The organism is Mesorhizobium sp. P160219 (genome assembly GCF_057786095.1).
Genome location: NZ_JBYNWG010000001.1, coordinates 1,717,055 through 1,734,872, shown reverse-complemented (window position 1 = coordinate 1,734,872; position 17,818 = coordinate 1,717,055). Strand labels below are relative to the sequence as shown.

14 protein-coding genes and 3 pseudogenes are annotated in these 17,818 nt (G+C 58.8%); 15 read left to right on the top strand and 2 right to left on the bottom strand.

All coding sequences use genetic code 11. From position 1 onward, the window contains the following. Window positions 1-161 precede the first annotated feature (161 nt). Window positions 162-1,928 carry a nif-specific transcriptional activator NifA gene (gene nifA, locus AC3EMP_RS08480; protein ID WP_352545569.1) on the bottom strand — a complete coding sequence of 589 codons (1,767 nt, stop codon included), beginning with the start codon at window positions 1,926-1,928 and terminating at the stop codon, window positions 162-164. Between the two features lie 907 nt (window positions 1,929-2,835). Here nifA and AC3EMP_RS08475 point away from each other — a divergent pair. From AC3EMP_RS08475 to AC3EMP_RS08460, 4 genes and pseudogenes are all read left to right on the top strand, one after another. Beyond that, on the top strand, window positions 2,836-3,033 hold the full coding sequence (locus tag AC3EMP_RS08475) for a hypothetical protein (protein ID WP_352545568.1): 198 nt from the start codon (window positions 2,836-2,838) through the stop codon (window positions 3,031-3,033). Window positions 3,034-3,087: 54 nt separating this feature from the next. Continuing rightward, entirely contained in the window at window positions 3,088-4,416 is a 1,329-nt protein-coding gene (locus AC3EMP_RS08470; RefSeq protein ID WP_023706359.1) for a dicarboxylate/amino acid:cation symporter, read from the top strand. Window positions 4,417-4,720: 304 nt separating this feature from the next. Then, a complete protein-coding gene (locus AC3EMP_RS08465; RefSeq protein ID WP_023672231.1) occupies window positions 4,721-5,752 on the top strand; it encodes a LacI family DNA-binding transcriptional regulator in 1,032 nt (343 codons plus the stop codon). Window positions 5,753-6,043: 291 nt separating this feature from the next. Further along, window positions 6,044-6,271, top strand: a pseudogene (locus tag AC3EMP_RS08460) (IS1634 family transposase); the annotation flags it as partial. A gap of 80 nt (window positions 6,272-6,351) precedes the next feature. Here AC3EMP_RS08460 and AC3EMP_RS08455 read toward each other — a convergent pair. Beyond that, on the bottom strand, window positions 6,352-7,377 hold the full coding sequence (locus tag AC3EMP_RS08455; protein ID WP_023712679.1) for a LysR family transcriptional regulator: 1,026 nt from the start codon (window positions 7,375-7,377) through the stop codon (window positions 6,352-6,354). A gap of 237 nt (window positions 7,378-7,614) precedes the next feature. Between AC3EMP_RS08455 and AC3EMP_RS08450 the strand changes: the two genes are divergently transcribed. The 11 genes and pseudogenes from AC3EMP_RS08450 to AC3EMP_RS08400 all read left to right on the top strand — a co-directional run bounded on the left by AC3EMP_RS08450 (window position 7,615) and on the right by AC3EMP_RS08400 (window position 17,426). Beyond that, window positions 7,615-8,208 carry a NodA family N-acyltransferase gene (locus AC3EMP_RS08450; protein WP_023694280.1) on the top strand — a complete coding sequence of 198 codons (594 nt, stop codon included), beginning with the start codon at window positions 7,615-7,617 and terminating at the stop codon, window positions 8,206-8,208. Continuing rightward, window positions 8,205-8,864 carry a chitooligosaccharide deacetylase NodB gene (gene nodB / locus AC3EMP_RS08445; protein ID WP_023724589.1) on the top strand — a complete coding sequence of 220 codons (660 nt, stop codon included), beginning with the start codon at window positions 8,205-8,207 and terminating at the stop codon, window positions 8,862-8,864. The genes AC3EMP_RS08450 and nodB overlap by 4 nt, the downstream gene beginning before the upstream one ends. A gap of 13 nt (window positions 8,865-8,877) precedes the next feature. Next, window positions 8,878-10,236: a chitooligosaccharide synthase NodC gene (gene nodC, locus AC3EMP_RS08440; protein WP_023750024.1), complete on the top strand. Its 1,359-nt coding sequence runs from the start codon at window positions 8,878-8,880 to the stop codon at window positions 10,234-10,236. A 34-nt stretch (window positions 10,237-10,270) separates the two neighbouring features. Then, entirely contained in the window at window positions 10,271-10,879 is a 609-nt protein-coding gene (nodS, locus tag AC3EMP_RS08435) for a nodulation methyltransferase NodS (protein ID WP_352498806.1), read from the top strand. 37 nt (window positions 10,880-10,916) lie between these two features. Further along, window positions 10,917-11,150 (top strand): annotated as a pseudogene (locus AC3EMP_RS08430) (carbamoyltransferase N-terminal domain-containing protein); the annotation flags it as partial. A 54-nt stretch (window positions 11,151-11,204) separates the two neighbouring features. Further along, window positions 11,205-12,116: a nodulation factor ABC transporter ATP-binding protein NodI gene (nodI, locus tag AC3EMP_RS08425; protein WP_023685034.1), complete on the top strand. Its 912-nt coding sequence runs from the start codon at window positions 11,205-11,207 to the stop codon at window positions 12,114-12,116. A 3-nt stretch (window positions 12,117-12,119) separates the two neighbouring features. After that, the gene (locus tag AC3EMP_RS08420) at window positions 12,120-12,908 is read left to right on the top strand and encodes an ABC transporter permease (protein ID WP_023698293.1); all 789 of its coding nucleotides are present in this window, start codon (window positions 12,120-12,122) and stop codon (window positions 12,906-12,908) included. Window positions 12,909-12,972: 64 nt separating this feature from the next. Beyond that, the gene (locus AC3EMP_RS08415) at window positions 12,973-13,947 is read left to right on the top strand and encodes a LysR family transcriptional regulator (protein ID WP_023685036.1); all 975 of its coding nucleotides are present in this window, start codon (window positions 12,973-12,975) and stop codon (window positions 13,945-13,947) included. Between the two features lie 397 nt (window positions 13,948-14,344). Then, a complete protein-coding gene (locus AC3EMP_RS08410; protein ID WP_352580325.1) occupies window positions 14,345-16,060 on the top strand; it encodes a type I secretion system permease/ATPase in 1,716 nt (571 codons plus the stop codon). After that, a pseudogene (locus AC3EMP_RS08405) lies at window positions 16,035-16,265 on the top strand (HlyD family type I secretion periplasmic adaptor subunit); the annotation flags it as partial. The gene AC3EMP_RS08410 and the pseudogene AC3EMP_RS08405, both read left to right, overlap by 26 nt. 369 nt (window positions 16,266-16,634) lie before the next feature. Next, a complete protein-coding gene (locus AC3EMP_RS08400) occupies window positions 16,635-17,426 on the top strand; it encodes a calcium-binding protein (RefSeq protein WP_352713843.1) in 792 nt (263 codons plus the stop codon). Window positions 17,427-17,818 lie beyond the last annotated feature (392 nt).

The window sequence follows — 17,818 nt, the reverse complement described above, 5'->3', positions numbered from 1 at the left end:
ACCTCCTTCTTAAAGTGTCCACATCATATAGAAGTTATCCGCTCACAAGTCAAGTAAGTCGACGCTGTCCTCGGTCGAATCGAGTTGACGCGCACGCGGATCTGCATCGCTGCGCGGCGCCAAGGCGCTAAGCGGCTCAGCTCATGCCCAGGGTCATGCTTTCAAAGACGCTTGATCTCGACGCCGTATTTCCTCAGCACGTAGCCAATCTGGCGCGGGGTCAGCCCAAGCAAGCGCGCTGCCTTTGCCTGCACCCAGCCACATCTTTCCATGGCAGCAATGACGCGCTCTATATCGGGCGTCCTCGCGCCAATTGGGTGGGTTGCGCCGGCAAGCGGGCCTGTAGTCGCGGCCGAACTGGCGGCCTCGTCCGGGGGCGTGGCCAAATTCGCTGACTCCGGCAGGATCGGCGGTGGTTGCAGCGCGGCCTTGCCCGATCTGCACTTCCACAGCGCCTCGGCAAAGCATTGGCCTTGGGAGCAGGCAAAGTCGTTTCTCCCGATTGACAGTCCCTCGGCCAGGATCGCTGTCCGGTGCACGCAATTTTCAAGCTCGCGAATGTTGCCGGGAAACTCACATTTCATCAGCACTTCAATCGCACGGGGATCGAAGGTGAGCGTACAGCCGTTCTCGTTGTTGAACTTCTTGAGAAACTCAGCTGCGAGGAGCGGAATATCGCTGCGCCTTTGGCGCAATGCTGGTACCAGCAAGGGAACCACGTTGATGCGGTAGTATAGGTCGGCGCGGAACTCATTCCTTGCAACCGCCTCTTCCAGGTTCCTGTTCGTGGCGGCAATCACGCGAACATCGACCTTGATGGTCTGATTGCTGCCGACGCGCTCAAACTCCTGCTCCTGCAGCACGCGCAGTAGCTTTGCCTGGAACGAGGCCGAGATCTCGCCAATCTCATCCAGAAACAACGTCCCCTTGTCAGCGAGCTCAAAGCGCCCCTTGCGGGAATTGAATGCGCTTGTGAAGGCACCCTTCTCATGACCGAACAATTCGGATTCCAGGACTGTCTCTGGGAGCGCTGCACAATTGAGTTTAACGAAGGGCCGCTTGGCGCGCGGCGACAACTCGTGAATTGCCTTGGCAGCCAGCTCCTTCCCGGTACCGGACTCACCTCGCAACAGAACTGTGGTTTTTGCCTTCGCTACGACCGCGATCTTCTCCAGCAGGGCGCTTATCGCCGGACTGTCACCAATCATCCCCTCGACGTGAACCTTTTTGCGCCGGGGTGCAGGGTGCTTAACATCAGAAAATTTCGTTTGCTGCCGATGTTCCAGCTCCGGCGCTCGCTCGCTGTCGGCCGCGGAGAAGCGATGCAACTTGACTGTCTGTCCCACCATGTTGGCAATCATGGTGAGCAGCCGGACATCATCGTCGAGCCGATAGCTTGACCTGCTTTCCAAAACCCGGTCCAAAGTCAGCGCGCCTATGGCGTTCCCATCAACACGAATGGGAACGCCGATGAACGACACGGCGTCGGAGGCCCCAAGCACTTCGATATCAGTGGCAGTGAAGGTCGGATGCATCGCTATGTCGTCGGCGACGAGCGGCGTGTCGGTCGTGACAATCTGATCGATGGCGTTGCGCGGCAGGCGCGACCGGGAGGGCTCGTTGCCGTTCGTGCCGCAGCCGCTGGCCACTGTGATGTCCAGTCCGCCCTCGGCATCGCAGAGAGCGATGATGCCGTGCCGCATCTGCACAAACGAGTGCAGGAGATCGACTACCTTGGCCAACTTGAGTTCGAGCCGGGCGGCATCGGCGAGTACTTTCGATATTTCGAAGATGCCGGTTAGCGCGCGCTCGTGCAATGCCACATTCGCAGGATTCGTGTCGGGCTTTGGACAACCCTTTATCGCATTCGGCAGCGATATGCCGCAGTCGCGGGCATTCTGTTCTGACTTGCTAATGTTGTGGTGCATGTGATCCTCGATCTCGCGCCATCAAATCTAGGCTGGCGGCATGTGCGCCCGCGACGTCGCGGGCACGCGCGAAAATGCTCCGACGTGAACTCGTGCCGCCGCCGTGTGGTCGAGTGCAAAGCGGGTCTAGCCCTGACGCATCGCTTGGCTACTCCCTCACGAGGCTTGGCCATGTTATTGGCTTGCCCCGGGCAAACACACGTTGTTTTCAAAAGACTGGAGCGAGGCGGCATAGTCAATCGAGCTTTCTTTCATCTGTGAAAGGAAACCTCGCGGTCTATGATAGGATTCATCAGTTCTATCTTTGCGTTGAAGCAGAAATACCTGGGCCGGCCATGCCTTGCCCGAGCGGCTGACCGCGCGGAGTGTAAATGCGGGGCCGTGCCATTCACCAGCGCCCGCGAAGGAGGGGCGGGAGCGATAATAACAGCCAACGGCACTGGTCCGTTGCCGCAAGCGCCATCTTTCTCGAGTTGATCAGGCGGCGGCGATGTCGCGTGTGAAGGCGCGAAGCTGGCGTCGAGTACGACTTCGTAGGCGGTGCTCGCAACTTTATGAATCGCATCGTCGTGGTCAGCACCATCACTGGGGGCCGAAATCGGCACACTCAATGAGCGTATCGAAAAGTCTGAACAGATTACGATGCGACCGCTTGGAAACGGCTGCCCCTGCTGCGGGCGTTGATTTGCAAAATGGGTCGTCCAAAAGGCCGTCCGAATTTATTCTGTGATTGCAGTGGCTGCATGGTCGTAGGCTGTCTAGAAACGAGCGCTTCCGAACAGGGGTAAGTTAGCCTGTCATCTGGACGGCGGTAGTGTGCTGAGAGTTCTGCAAATTCGCTGAGAGAGGGCGGTCATGGCAGGCTGGTGATGTTCAACGTCACCGATTCCCTGGAAGGAACGCCACCATGAACAAGACAGAAGGTAAATCGACCGGCAGCACTCTGCCAGAGACCATCAAGGGCGTTCGGACCGCGGCCTTGCCCGCTGGTCTGACACCGCTCCTCCATCATTGGCGAGCCCACATCAGTTCAGGTGATGCGGATTCATCTGGCATGGGTATTGCGGCGGCGTTGGTGCAGCGTTCGACCGGAGCGCCGCGATAGGGAGAAGCCCGGGAGAAGTCACGCCACCTCGATCCGGTCAGGGAGAGAGAAACAGTGTCAGCTGCACAAGTCCGCGGCGCAAGTCCCGCGCCCCGCAAACCCTTCTACACCAAGCTCTACGCCCAGGTGCTTGCCGCCATCGCGCTCGGCGTCGCAATTGGCTATTTTTATCCGGAGACCGGCGAGAGCCTGAAGCCGCTGGGTGATGCCTTCATCAAGCTGGTCAAGATGATCATCGCGCCTGTCATCTTCCTGACAATTGCGACCGGCATTGCCGGCATGAACGATCTTCATAAGGTCGGCCGGGTCGCCGGCAAGGCAATGGTTTATTTCCTCACCTTCTCAACGCTCGCGCTGATCGTCGGCCTCATCGTCGCCAATGTCGTCCAGCCTGGCGACGGCCTGAACATCGATCCGGCCTCGCTCGATGTCCAGGCCGTGAATACCTATGCCGCAAAAGCCAAAGCGCAGTCGGTCACCGGCTTCCTGATGAACATCATCCCGCCAACGATCGTCGGTGCCTTCGCGGAAGGCGACATCCTGCAGGTGCTGTTCTTCTCGGTTCTGTTCGGCATGGCGCTTGCGATGGCCGGAGAGACGGGCAAGCCTGTCGTTTCCTTCCTCCAGGCGCTCATTGTGCCTGTCTTCAAGCTCGTCGGAATTCTGATGAAGGCCGCGCCGATCGGCGCTTTTGGCGCGATGGCCTTCACCATCGGCAGATATGGCATCGGTTCGGTAGTCAACCTCGCGATGCTGGTCGCGACGTTCTATTTCACCGCCTTCCTCTTCGTGTTCGGGGTTCTCGGCGCAGTCTGCCGGTACAACGGCTTTTCGATTTGTTCTCTCATTCGTTACATCAAGGAAGAGCTGCTGCTTGTCCTCGCAACGTCCTCCTCGGAGGCGGCGCTCCCGTCCCTGATGGAGAAAATGGAGAAGGCGGGCGCCAGGCGTTCGGTTGTGGGTCTCGTCATCCCGGCCGGATATTCGTTCAATCTGGACGGCACGAATATCTACATGACGCTAGCGGCTCTCTTCATCGCACAGGCGACGAACACGGATCTGTCCATCGGCGATCAGGTGCTGCTGCTGCTCGTAGCAATGCTTTCCTCCAAGGGCGCTGCAGGTGTGACAGGTGCGGGCTTCATCACCCTGGCGGCTACGCTCGCGGTAGTTCCGAGTGTTCCCGTTGCTGGGATGGCACTGATACTCGGCATCGACCGATTCATGTCCGAATGCCGGGCGCTGACGAATTGCGTCGGCAACGCAGTGGCATCCCTCGTCGTCGCACGCTGGGAAGGAGAGTTGGACCGAGCACAGATGAAAGCTGCCTTCAGCGGTCATCAGCTTACCGAGGCATCAAACCGGCTACCCTCCTGCAAGTAAGGTGGGCGGCCCACGACCTGTCAAGTCGCTTAGCTGGTCACATAACTGAACGACCGACCCGCAGCCTCTAAACGGCTCCTCACGGACCATGTATCAGAAGCGCTAAATGTGTGAGTGCAAATCGTCACCGCCCTTTAAGCGAATGAGCCTTTCAGTATACCCGGCCGGTTTACGTCTGCAATGATGTTCGTCCAACACGCTGTGCCCATTCGTATGGGGACGTCTTCACTTTGCCACCCGAAACCGAAACGCGTTAGGCGGACAGAGAGCCGGCCCGCGTCAAAAACCAATCAGAATAGGACCTATGACCAAGCGCCCCACAATTGCCGATCTCGCCCGCGAAGCCCGAGTCAGCGTAGCAACGATCGATCGGGTTCTGAACGCCCGCCATCCGGTGCGCGAGGAGACCGCGCGGCGGGTCCACGACGCCGCCCAGGCGATCGGCTATCATGCTGCCGGGCTAATCAAGCAGCGGTTGCGGCGAGACCTACCGCACTACCGTCTGGGCTTCATCTTGAGAAAACCGGCCCAGCATTTCTACCAAGATTTTGCGCGCGAGGTCGAAGCATCGGTCAATTTGGCCCAGTCCTTCCACGGCATTCCGCTCGTCGAATTCGCCCCGTCACATATGCCGAGCGACCTGATCGCGCCGCTCAAGGAGTTGGGCGCACGCTGCCATGCAATCGCGATGGTGGCACCGGACCACCCGAAAATCACAGCAGCGGTTGAGGACCTCAAGGCCAAGGGCATTCCGGTTTTCTCGCTGCTTTCCGACTTCGCGGCCGGCGTGCGACAGGGGTATATCGGCCTCAACAACCGCAAGGTGGGGCGCACGGCCGCTTGGATGGTGTCCAAGGTCGCAAAACGGCCCGGCAAAGTGGCGGTGTTTGTCGGCAGCCATCGTTTCCAGGGGCACGAGCTCCGCGACGTCGGCTTTCGCTCCTATTGCCGTGAGAACGCGCCCACGTTCGAGGTGCTGGATCCGGTCATGAACCTCGAGAAGCGGCAGATCACCTACGAGGCAACGCTTGATCTCATGCAGCGGGAGCCCGAGCTCGTCGGCTTCTATGTCGCCGGCGGCGGCATGGAGGGCGCGATCTCCGCGCTCCGAGAAGAGGGCAAAAGTCGGGATCTCGTCGCGATCGTGAATGAAATCACACCTGAGTCTCGGGCAGCGCTTGCAGATAACATCGTCACGATGGCGGTCGCCACGCCAATGCGCCGGCTTTGCCAGGAGCTGATAACGCTGATGACACGGGCTATCGAGACCGGCACCGCTGAAACACCCGGACAGACATTTCTGCCGTTCGACATCCATCTGCCGGAAAATATATGAAGGCGGAAGCGCGAGGTAGATTGCCTAGATCCGCAGCGTCAACCTCCACCGGCTTCACTTGCCAACATGCCCCACGTTCTCGTGCAGGGGGTGTGGTCAATGATCCCGCACGGCAAGAGCCGAGCGAGGCCAGCACAGTCCATTTGGGGTCGACCTCGTCGACCGCCATCTCCTCGCCTGGCTGCACGTGAAAAGCCGCGGCACAGCCGGCAAGGTAGGAATTTAACCGGGCTAACCATCTTCTGGGACTTCGCACGCAAATCGAGGCGGCAGTCAATTCAGTAGCAGCCCGGGCGTGTGTTCTGCTCGTTCCGGCCCCTCGCACTTAGCAAGGAACTGCGCCGCTCTGCCGGGCCAAAGGCCCGACGCCCGAAGGGCAACCGCTCCTACGCGATCGCGTCCGCCTCCAGAAGCCGCCATCGAAAAGAATGCTCGCGTCGTCACCACCTACGGCCAAAGCGGGCAATCAAGGCAGCTGGCATCACTCTGCCACACATCCTCGACGAGCAACTCGCCTGAGATCAGCCCCAGAACGTAGGTAACACGCGCCGCGCCGGCGCTTGTCGAACATGCTGATCAGCCTGTCTTACAGGCGGTGATTAAGTGGGGCTCAACATCTTCCGGGACTTCGCACGCGATTTCGAGGTGGCAGTCGGTACCAAGAAACGAAAGGTCGGATCGGCGTGCCCGAGACGCTCAATGATTTCAGGCAAAGGCGCCAGGCGAGATGCCTCCTGCAACATCATTTCCCGCATCCACATGCTTGCCGGATCACTATTGTGAAGCTCAGGCCATTGGACGGCTTCCGTGAATGCAGGAGGAGGAAGTGGCGGCGGAAGTTGGACAATCCGCAGGGGTGTTGTTTTTGCGAAATGCTGCGCCAGCCGTAAGGGCATGGTCCCGATGCGGCTGGTGCCTGACAGGACGGGCGGGATCAGGCTAAAGCCCTGTACGACAACTTCGATACGTCTCTCGAAACCGTGCTCGAGCAAATACCATTCCTCCATGGTGGGCTGCCGGGTGTGCCTGAATTTGAGCACAACATGCCCCATGCACAAGTATCGCTCGAATGTAAGTGGCTCCGACAGCTGCTTGTTCGTGCCGCAGCCTACGCCTACGAGCTTATCTTCGAACAGGGCTGCGCGAGGATGTTTCGACATGAACACTTCCGGCATAATCAGAAAATCAACGTCGCCGCGCCGGAGAAGCTCCTCGGGGTCGTCGCAAATAGGCAGACATTCAAAGCGAACGGCGGGAGCTTCCCGCGCAGCGCGCTCTACTATCTTCCTAAAAAATACGAGCGTGATGTAATCGGAAAGCATGATTCGGAAGAGACGATCCGATTGGGCCGGGTTGAAGGCGTCGGGGGAAATAATCGATAGCTGGATGTGCAGCAATGCGTCCCGGACTGCTGGGGCGAGCCCGTCGGCGCGCGGCGTCAAAATGAGCTCGCGGCCGTTCATCGTAAATAGCTCATCGTTGAAATAGGCGCGTAGCCGAGCAACGGCGGCGCTCATGGCCGGCTGGCTCAGGTTGATACTGCGAGCCGCGGCAGTGACTTTACGCTCCCTCATCAGAGCGTCCAGCACAACGAGGAGATTTAGATCCAGCCCTTTAAAACGCATGTCATGTTCTATCCAACGTGTGGATGCGTATCATTCAAACAATCAATTTTACGAATTTACGAGCCATGCATTAGAGGAACGGAAAGTGAGCGACGTCAAGCTCAAATCGACGACACGGGCCGGAACTCGAGAGAGTGTCTGGCTCACCTTCGCCAACGACAACGGCTGAGTGCAGCCAACAACGCCGCTTTGGTCGAGTAATGCGGCCGCAAAAACCAATATGAAGAGAGGTCCTGAATGCGCCATCAGGTGCAGTGGAAGTTGTGCTGGGAAAACGAGTTGCAGCTCTCCGATCACGTTAAGCTCGCCGAGTTCTTTCGTGATACGTACGGGCCGACTGGGGCGTCCAACGCAGAACCGTTCGAAGGTAGTCGAAGCTGGGCCGGAGCCAGGCCTGAACTCCGCGTAATCGCCTATGATTCAAGCGGTGTAGCGGCTCACATGGGCATACTGCGCCGTTTCATCAAGGTCGACGCGGTCGACCTGTTGGTGGCTGAACTGGGCCTGTACGGGGTACGTCCGGACCTTGAGGGTCTGGGAATCGCCCATTCAATCCATGTCATGCTTCCAATACTGCAGGAGCTTGGCGTTCCATTCGCTTTCGGAACGGTCAGGGACGCGCTGCGGAATCATGTTGAGAGGTTTGGACGGCGATACAGCCCTATGGCCGTTTTGTCGGGAATTCGCGTGCGCTCCACCCGACCAGAGGCCCGCCTCGACCTGCCGCCCACACGCATCGATGACGCACTCACAATTGTTCTGCCAGTTGGACGGCCGATCAGCGAATGGCCCACGGGCACGATGATAGATCGGAACGGACCAGAGCTATGAGCCGGTCCGATTGCTTGTACGAAGTGCGCCGTGAGTGCTCTGACGGCACCGGCCGTCGAAGCGTTTATCTGACCTTTGACGACGGTCCCAATCCACTTTTCACACCGGAGATTCTCGACGTGCTGGCAGAGCAGCGGGTGCCGGCGACTTTCTTCGTCATCGGCGCCTACGCCTTAGAGCACCCATATCTAATCCAACGGATGATCGCAGAAGGGCACGAGGTAGGCAACCACACGATGTCTCATCCGGATCTGTACCAATGCGGTTTCGGCGAAGTGCAACGTGAGGTCTTTGAAGCGAACGACGCCATCATGAGAGCGTGCCCGCAGGCCTCGGTCCGCTTTGTTCGCGCGCCCTACGGCGCCTGGAGCGAAGAAGTCTGCACAGCATCACAGATCGCCGGGCTGGCGGCCCTTCATTGGTCCGTCGACCCTCGAGATTGGTCTCGCCCTGGAGTCGAGGCGATTCTCGATAAAGTGCTCGCCTCCGTCCGGCCGGGCGCAATTGTACTCTTGCACGACGGATGCCCTCCCGGCGAGTTGAGCCAGGGCGCTCACGCCGGCATGCGCGACCAGACGGTCACGGCGCTGTCCCGGCTGATTCCAGCACTGCGTGAGCGCGGATTTGTAATCCGCTCACTTCCTCAACATCACTGAACAACGAGATCCCATGACTCTTCTTGGTACAACCAGCACTGTGGCCATTTCGCTTTATGCACTGCTCTCGACTGCCTATAAGAGCATGCAAGGGCTTTATGCTATGCCGACAAAGGATTCGTCGGCGTTGGAGGTTCTCGCCGGCTCCGACAAACTGCCCAGCGTCGATGTCATCGTCCCCTGCTTCAACGAGGATCCGCGCACGCTTTCAGAGTGCCTGGCTTCCATTGCAGACCAAGAATACGCCGGAAGACTTCGGGTCTATTTGGTTGATGACGGTTCTGGAAATCGCGAAGCCTTAGGAACTGTCCACGAAGACTACGCGCGCGACCCCAGGTTCGACATCATTTTGCTTCCCGAGAATGTTGGAAAGCGCAAGGCGCAGATCGCCGCGATACGACGCTCATCAGGGGATCTGGTGCTTAACGTTGATTCAGACACGGTACTCGCGCCCGACGTCATTTCCAAGCTTGTACCGAAGATGCGAGATTCAGCGGTCGGCGCAGTCATGGGTCAGTTGACGGCCAGTAACCGAACCGAGAGTTGGCTGACCAGGCTGATAGACATGGAGTACTGGCTGGCTTGCAACGAGGAGCGCGCGGCACAGGCTCGCTTCGGTGCCGTTATGTGCTGTTGCGGCCCATGTGCCATGTACCGCCGGTCTGCGCTCCTTTTGTTACTGGACCAGTACGAGTCGCAATTTTTTCGGGGCAAGCCAAGCGACTTCGGTGAGGATCGCCATCTTACTATCCTGATGCTGAAAGCAGGCTTTCGAACCGAATACGTTCCGAGCGCCATCGCGGCCACAGTCGTTCCGAACAGACTCGGACCGTATCTGCGCCAACAACTCCGTTGGGCACGAAGCACATTCCGGGACACGCTGCTTGGGCTGCGCTTGCTGCCTAGCCTAAATAGCTATCTCACGTTGGACGTGGTCGGACAGAATCTCGGCGCGCTACTCCTCGCCCTATCGGTATTAACGGGCCTCGCACATTTCGCACTGACAGGCACTGTGCCTTGGTGGACAGGACTGATGATTGTGTCCATGACCATGCTCCGATGCAGCGTGGTAGCATTTCGTGCTCGACAATTTCGATTTCTTGGCTTTTCGCTGCACACGTTCATCAACGTCTTTCTCTTGCTTCCGTTGAAGGCCTACGCGCTGTGTACCTTGAGCAATAGCGATTGGCTGTCGCGAAGCTCTGCTGTCGCTACATCGAACACTGGGGGAAAACAGGCCCCCACCCAAGCTCCGATCACTGGTTCCAGCAGGGCAGAACTCTCGCCCCATTCGGCTCCGCTTCGCAGGCTCAATCTTGCGCGGGATTCTTCGGAATTAGTCCTGTCGGACAACATTTGCGGCGACGACTGACCGCAAATACCTAACGGACGAGAGGTGCACGAGTTTGACCCAGAACGTAAATCATCAGTTGCTTGATCGGGAATTGGCCGCCGACGATCCGTGGCGCCTCGACGGCAATCCATTCGAGCGGAAGCGCCACACGCAAATGCTCCAGCTGGCGCTTGCCCAAGGCCCCATTACAAATGCCCTCGAAGTCGGGTGCGCTGCCGGCGCATTCACGGAAAAACTAGTCCCCTACTGCCAAGGGCTCACCGTCATCGATGTCGTGGCGCAAGCGATTGCTCGAGCACGTCAACGGATAAAGGAGCCGTCGCGCATCAACTGGATAGTCTGCGATGTTCAACAGTTTTCGACCGACGAGTTGTTTGACGTGATCGTTGTGGCGGAGGTCCTCTACTACCTCGGAGACATAGCCGAGATGCGCGCGGCCGTCAAAAACCTGGTGCGGGTGCTTGCGCCAGGCGGGCATCTGATCTTCGGATCGGCAAGGGATGCTAATTGCCGTCGCTGGGGTCACGCCGCTGGTGCTGAGCCGGTCATCGCCATGCTGAACGAAACGTTGATCGAGGTAGAGCGGCTTGAGTGTCGGGGCGAGTCCGTCAACGAAGACTGCTTGCTCGTCCGTTTCCGGAACCCGATTTCCGCTTCCTGATGAATCTCGAATCTATCGCCGTTAACGTGGAGACACTATGCGCATCTGTGGTACCAAGCTGACCCATGATGGGGCGATCGCCCTGGTCGAGGATGGACGGCTCGTCTTCTGCGATGACCAGGAAAAGCGGCACAACGATCCGCGTTACCAATCCATCGATAATCTCGACGCAATTGTCGCCGCTTTAGCTGAGCAGCGGCTAGATCCTTGTGATGTCGATCAGTTCGTTATCGACGGCGGGGATGGCGAAGACGAGTCACAGTTTCAGGTCGGCAGGGAACCAAGCAACCGCCAGTTTTGTCGTCCCTCTCGGTAAAATGAACCCATGTCCATGATAGCGATCGACCTTACTGACGTAAGCAAAACTTATGACAAGCTCGTTGTCGACAGGCTGTCGTTCCGCGTTGCGGCGGGGGAATGCTTCGGGCTCTTGGGACCGAACGGCGCGGGCAAAAGCACGATTGCGCGTATGGTCCTCGGCATGACATCGCCTGATGCGGGGAAGATTACTGTGCTCGGCGCTCCAGTGCCGGCGCGCGCGCGTTTGGCGCGTATGCGCATCGGCGTGGTCCCGCAGTTCGACAATCTTGATGCCGCGTTCACTGTACGCGAGAACCTGCTGGTGTTCGGGCGCTACTTCCGGATGAGCAGACGCCAGATCGATGCGGTCATACCATCGCTGCTTGAGTTCGCCCGCCTCGAGAACAAAGCGGATGCGCGCGTCGCCGAACTGTCCGGCGGCATGAAGCGGCGCCTGACGCTCGCGCGTGCGCTCATCAATGACCCGCACTTGCTGGTGATGGACGAGCCGACCACCGGCCTCGATCCGCAGGCCCGCCACCTGATCTGGGATCGGCTGCGATCGCTGCTGGCGCGGGGCAAGACTATTCTTTTGACTACCCATTTCATGGAAGAGGCCGAGCGGCTGTGCGATCGGCTGTGCGTTATGGAGGAGGGGCGCAAGATCGCCGAAGGTCGCCCGTCCGAACTCATTGACGAGCAGATCGGCTGTGACGTGGTCGAGGTCTACGGCGGCAATCCGCATGAACTGGGTGCGCTGATCCGGCCGTACGCACAGCGCATCGAGGTGAGCGGTGAGACGCTTTTTTGCTATGCACCCGATCCGGAGCAGGTGCTGGCGCAGCTACGCGGGCGCACGGGTCTACGCCTTCTGCAGCGTCCCCCCAATCTCGAGGATGTGTTTTTGCGGTTAACCGGGCGCGAGATGGAGGACTGAACAATGGGCGAACGTTATGCGGCGGGCATGCCCGCCAATGCGTGGAATTGGGTCGCGGTTTGGCGCCGCAACTATCTTGGATGGAAGAAAATCGGGCTTGCATCGGTTCTCGGCAACCTCGCCGATCCGATGATCTATCTGTTCGGTCTCGGCTTTGGCATCGGAACAATGATAGGTCCTGTTGAGGGCACTTCGTACATTGCGTTTCTCGCGGCTGGCATGGTTGCCACAAGCGTGATGGCATCGGCGACCGCTGAAACGGTCTACGGGAGTTTCGGCCGCATGGGCGACCAGCGCACCTGGGAAGGAATGCTATGCACTCAGCTGACGCTCGGCGATATCTTACTCGGCGAATTGGCGTGGGCAGCCACGAAGGCCCTCATGGCGGGCACAGCAATCACTATTGTTGCCACCACGCTCGGCTACGCATCGTGGCCATCCATCCTCTGCTTGCTGCCAGTCATCGCTCTCAATGGCCTCGCCTTCGCGAGTCTAGCGATGGTCGTCACGGCGCTTGCGCCCAGTTATGAATATTTCATATTTTATAATACGCTTGTTATTACACCCATGCTGTTCCTTTGCGGCGCGATGTTTCCGATCAACCAATTGCCCGGCGCTTTTCAGTATGCTGCCTCCTTATTACCGCTCGCACATGCAATCGACCTCATTCGTCCAGCGATGCTTGGCCGTCCGATTGACAAAATGGGCCTGCATATCGGCGCGCTTTGCATATACACAGTTTTGCCCTTCTTCTTTTCGATTGCTCTTTTTCGTCGAAGGCTGATGCGTTGACGCTACTCACCATTCGAATTGAATGTTTGGTCGCAACCCATTCACACGCCGCCTAGATCAAGACATGCGTTTTAAGGGACTCGATCTGAATCTCCTCGTTGTGTTGGACGCTCTGGTCAGGGAACGTAAAGTCACCGCGGCGGCCCGCAGTATTAACCTGAGCCAGCCGGCAATGAGCGCCGCCGTTGCTCGGTTACGCGCCTATTTCAGCGATGAGCTATTTACGATGAGCGGCCGCGAGCTCATTTTGACACCTCGCGCTGAGGGGCTCGCCCCAGCAGTCAGGGAGGCATTGCTGCACATCCAGCTATCGATTATTTCCTGGGACGCCTTCAACCCAGCCCAATCGGATCGTCGCTTCCGGATTATCCTTTCCGATTACATCACGCTCGTATTTTTTAAGAAGATCGTAGAACGTGCTGCGAGGGAAGCTCCCGCCGTCCGCTTTGAATGTCTCCCTATTTCCGACGACCCCGAGGAGCTTCTCCGGCGCGGCGACGTTGATTTTCTGATCATGCCGGAAGTATTCATGTCGAAACATCCTCGCGCAGCCCTGTTCGAAGATATGCTCGTGTGCGTAGGCTGCGGCACGAACAAGCAGCTGTCAGAGCCACTTACATTGGAGCGATACTTATCGATGGGGCAGGTTGTGTTCAAATTCGGGGACACCCGGCAGCTCTCCATGGAGGAATGGTATTTGCTCGAGCACGGTTTCGAGAGACGTATCGAAGTTGTCGTACACGGCTTTAGCCTGATCCCGCCCGTTGTATCAGGCACCAGCCGCATCGGGACCATGCCCTTACGGCTGGCGCAGCATTTCGCAAAAACAACACCCCTGCGGATTGTCAAACTTCCGCCGCCACTTCCTCCCGCATTCACGGAGGCCGTTCAATGGCCTGCGCTCCACAATAGTGATCCGGCAAGCCTGTGGATGCGGGAAATGATGTTGCAGGAGGGATCTCGTATGATTCCTCTGCCTAAGAGCACCGGACGTCTCAGTTGTCCCCAAATTGAGAAACTGCCCCCCCCTCGACTATGAGAGGAGGCATGGATGGCGATCCCCCGCCGCCTGCGACCCCGCAACTGCTCAGCAGAAGGGCGAAGCGAACGAGAGTGAATCCATTTCGTAAATGTGTGCCTATCCAAGCAATCGATTTCTGCAATTGTCCGATGACGAATATGAACGCGCCTGAAGGTGTGGAGCGGAAGCCTGTTCGGGCCCTTGCGGCCGACCACGATGAATCCCTTCCAAACCTTCAGCCGGACGGTGTTGTTGACCCGCTCCATTAAATGCCAGGACCAAACATATTCGGCGGGAGCACTGATCCTGAACCAGCGAGCGGATGCAGTCGGTTGCCGGTCGGGGAGCAATATAGGGAGCTGGGTCGCCAGCCTCCGGAGACTTACGTGACAACCATTCCTTAAAGGATTCAGCTTTGAGACCCTTCCCTCTGACTTCCGCGATTTGGGGCATTGTGTTGATCAGCGGCGTGGTCAACGTGCTTGCGCTCATCTCGCCGCTGTTCATGCTTCAGGTCTATGACCGCGTTCTGGCAAGTGGCAGCGTATCCACGCTGGTGGGGCTCGTCGTGCTCGCTGCGGGGCTTTATGCGTTCCAATGCCTGCTCGACATTTTGCGCGCCCGCGTGCTGCTGCGGATTGGCGAGCGTTTCGATGGACAGTTTTCCGGACGCGTTCACGATGCGATCGTTCGCCTTCCGCTTTCAACGCGCATGCCGGGCGACGGCTTGCAGCCGCTTCGCGATCTCGACAATGTTCGCGGCTTCTTAGGTGGAAACGGTCCGACAGCGTTCTTCGATCTGCCATGGATGCTGTTTTATCTTGGCATTTGCTTCCTCCTTCATTTCTGGATCGGCATGACGGCACTTATCGGGGCGGTCGGTCTCACATCTCTGACACTCCTTGCCAACACTCTCTCGCAAGGGCCGATAAGCGATACCGTTGCCCACAACATGGCACGCAATGGTCTGCTGCAAGCAGCGCGTTGCAATGCCGAGGTCGTGCAAGCTCTCGGTCTTGGAAAGCGGATCGCTGCCCGATGGCAAAAGGCCAATGCCAAGTTTCTGGCCGCCAACCGGAAAGCTGGGGACGTGGCAGGTGGGCTGGGTGCCATTTCAAAGTCGCTGCGCGTGCTGCTGCAATCGGCCATTCTTGCCGTCGGTGCGTACCTTGTCGTCAGGGAAGAGGCTACGGCCGGGGTCATGATTGCCAGTTCGATCATGATGGGGCGTGCGCTGGCTCCGGTCGACCTCGCCATTTCAAGCTGGAAACCCTTCCTCATGGCGCGCCAGGGTTGGGCGCGGCTGGAGGACCTCTTGGAAAAGGTTCCTGAAACCGCTCCTGTTATGCTAATGCCTGCACCTGAACGCGAACTGCGCCTCGAAAGCGTGACAATCGTTCCGCCCGGCGAAAGCAAGCCGACCGTGACCGGCCTTGCGTTTGCCATTCAGGCGGGAAGCGCACTCGGGGTCATCGGCCCGTCGGGCTCGGGCAAGTCGACACTCTCGCGCGCCATCGTCGGCGCATGGACGCCGGTCGCCGGGAAGGTTCGCATCGACAGCGCAAGCCTCGATCAATGGGACCGGGAAGCACTAGGCCGTCACATCGGCTATCTGCCACAAGGTGTTGAATTGTTCGATGGCACCATTGCCGAAAACATCGCTCGTTTTGAAGATGATCCTGACCCTGAGGCTATTGTCGCCGCGGCGAAAGCAGCGGGCACGCACGAACTGATCCTCCGATTTGAGCACGGATACGAAACTCCGATTGGTGAGGCCGGATCGGCACTTTCCGCCGGGCAGCGTCAGCTTATCGGTCTTGCCCGGGCCCTTTATCGAGACCCTTTCCTTGTCGTGCTGGATGAACCCAATGCCCATCTCGACGCGGAAGGCGAAGCTGCAGTCGTTAATGCGATCGCCTCCGTGCGCGAGCGCAAGGGCATTGCGGTTGTCGTCGCCCATCGGCCGAGCGCCATCCGCGCCGTCGATTTGGTGTTGGTGATGGAAGGTGGACGGCAGCGATCATTCGGTGCGCGTTCCAAAGTCCTGAAGGCCATCGAGTCTACACAGGATCACGTGGCAGAGCGCGCTGACATGGAGGATCCCGGTGTCCGGCATTCATCAGAACAATGACGTTTCGAGTCCATTCGCCGGCACCTGGTGGCGGGCCTTCTGGCGAGCGTGATCTTTGTGGGAGGAGCCGGAGCCTGGGCGACCTTCACGAATCTCTCCGGTGCGGTTGTAGCGTCCGGACACTTTGTCGTCGTTTCCTAGTGAGAAGATACAGCACCCGACTGGCGGGGTGGTCGGAGAAATCCTGGTGAACCCGGCATTTCGTACTACCTGGTGCGCCTGTCGGTTCCGATCTCGGCTCGCGCGAACGCGCTCCCTAACGTTCCATTGCTCGCAATGGGCAGTGCCGGCGCGACTCGGCAACACAGCCCCATGCCCGTTCTTCCGAGGGCGGCCCAACCAGGACGACCGGTTGCCAAGTTTTCCTGGACCGTTCTTTGAGTGTGAATATTCGGGCCGATTGCCTGGGGCGTGTCCCCGCCGCCTGCGAGCCCGCAACTGCTCAGCAGAAGGGCGAAGTGAACGAGAATGCATCCATTTCGTAAATGTATGCCTATCCAAGCAATCGATTTCTCCAATTGTCCGATGACGAATATGAACGACTCAGGCAGGGGCATCATTAGGAGTATTTTCAATGGCAAAGATTATCGAAGGTGGCCCGGGTTCCGAAACACTCCTCGGCACCGAGGGTGTTGACTGGATCGAGGGTTACCAGGGCGGTGACTGGCTTGACGGTCGTGGCGGCAACGACGAGATCTCGGGTGGCGCGGGGAGTGACCGAGCCATCGGCGGCGAGGGTAACGACCGCATCTTCGGCGGAGATGGCTGGGACGATCTCTCCGGCGACAACGGCCGCTTCAACGCGCGCGTCTCCGGTGAGGACAATGACAGGCTCAGCGGCGGACCCGGCCAGGATGTCCTCTACGTGGGTGACGGCCAGGACACGTTGACCGGGGGCAGCGACAGTGACACGTTCGTGTTCCAGTTCCACAATCCGGTGCCTGGGGTTGTCGGGTCGACGTCGGACGTTACCACTATCACCGATTTCAACCCTGCGGAGGACAAGTTCGCCTTCGATGCGGTAGGCCTCTACAACGACGGTTTTGGCGCGAACTTCGTCAACAACGCCAGCATACAGTCCGGCTACCCGGTGAGCAGCTTCTACAGCGGTGCGGCGTCGGGTGCGAACGGCGAACACGTCGTGGTGATCACTGGTGAATCTTTCAACTCTGCTAATGAGGCGGCGAGTGCGATCTCCGGCGAGCACGCCGGCGACATCATTGTCTACCAAAGCAGCTACACTGACAGAGTTGCAACTCTGGCCTATGTCACCGCCGACGGCAGCGCGCACGAGTTCGCCCACCTGGGCGGTGTAGTCACCGTGGCCGACCTAGGCCTGACCGCGTCGGACTTCACCTTCGTTTGATCCAGAAAACCCATGCGGAACCGCGCCCGCCCCGCCCCCCCGGGCGGGCGCTTTCCCGTCCGTTTCCGCTACTTGCCATGGGCCGGGGCGCCTGGGAGCAGTCAGCGTGTACAGTGACGAAGCCCTGCGCGTCGCGCTGGTCGTGGACCGAAATCTCCTGAAGGTGTGGAGGCGGAAGCCTGTTCGGGCCCTTGCGGCCGACCAGGATGAATCCCTTCCAAACCTTCAGCCGGACGGTGTTGTTGACCCGCTCCATCAAATGCCGGGACCAAACATATTCGGCGGGAGCACTGATCCTGAACCAGCGAGCGGATGCAGTCGGTTGCCGGTCGGGGAGCAATATAGGGAGCTGGGTCGCCAGCTGCGGAGACTTACGTGACAACCATTCCTTA

Bases quoted from the DNA above. Each gene is read 5' to 3' on its own strand.
- nodC (WP_023750024.1), top strand. From the start codon at position 8,878: ATGACTCTTCTTGGTACAACCAGCACTGTGGCCATTTCGCTTTATGCA.
- nodI (WP_023685034.1), top strand. From the start codon at position 11,205: ATGTCCATGATAGCGATCGACCTTACTGACGTAAGCAAAACTTATGAC.
- nodB (WP_023724589.1), top strand. From the start codon at position 8,205: ATGAGCCGGTCCGATTGCTTGTACGAAGTGCGCCGTGAGTGCTCTGAC.
- AC3EMP_RS08455 (WP_023712679.1), bottom strand. From the start codon at position 7,377: ATGCGTTTTAAAGGGCTGGATCTAAATCTCCTCGTTGTGCTGGACGCT.
- nifA (WP_352545569.1), bottom strand. From the start codon at position 1,928: ATGCACCACAACATTAGCAAGTCAGAACAGAATGCCCGCGACTGCGGC.
- AC3EMP_RS08415 (WP_023685036.1), top strand. From the start codon at position 12,973: ATGCGTTTTAAGGGACTCGATCTGAATCTCCTCGTTGTGTTGGACGCT.
- AC3EMP_RS08465 (WP_023672231.1), top strand. From the start codon at position 4,721: ATGACCAAGCGCCCCACAATTGCCGATCTCGCCCGCGAAGCCCGAGTC.
- AC3EMP_RS08475 (WP_352545568.1), top strand. From the start codon at position 2,836: ATGAACAAGACAGAAGGTAAATCGACCGGCAGCACTCTGCCAGAGACC.
- AC3EMP_RS08450 (WP_023694280.1), top strand. From the start codon at position 7,615: ATGCGCCATCAGGTGCAGTGGAAGTTGTGCTGGGAAAACGAGTTGCAG.
- AC3EMP_RS08420 (WP_023698293.1), top strand. From the start codon at position 12,120: ATGGGCGAACGTTATGCGGCGGGCATGCCCGCCAATGCGTGGAATTGG.
- AC3EMP_RS08400 (WP_352713843.1), top strand. From the start codon at position 16,635: ATGGCAAAGATTATCGAAGGTGGCCCGGGTTCCGAAACACTCCTCGGC.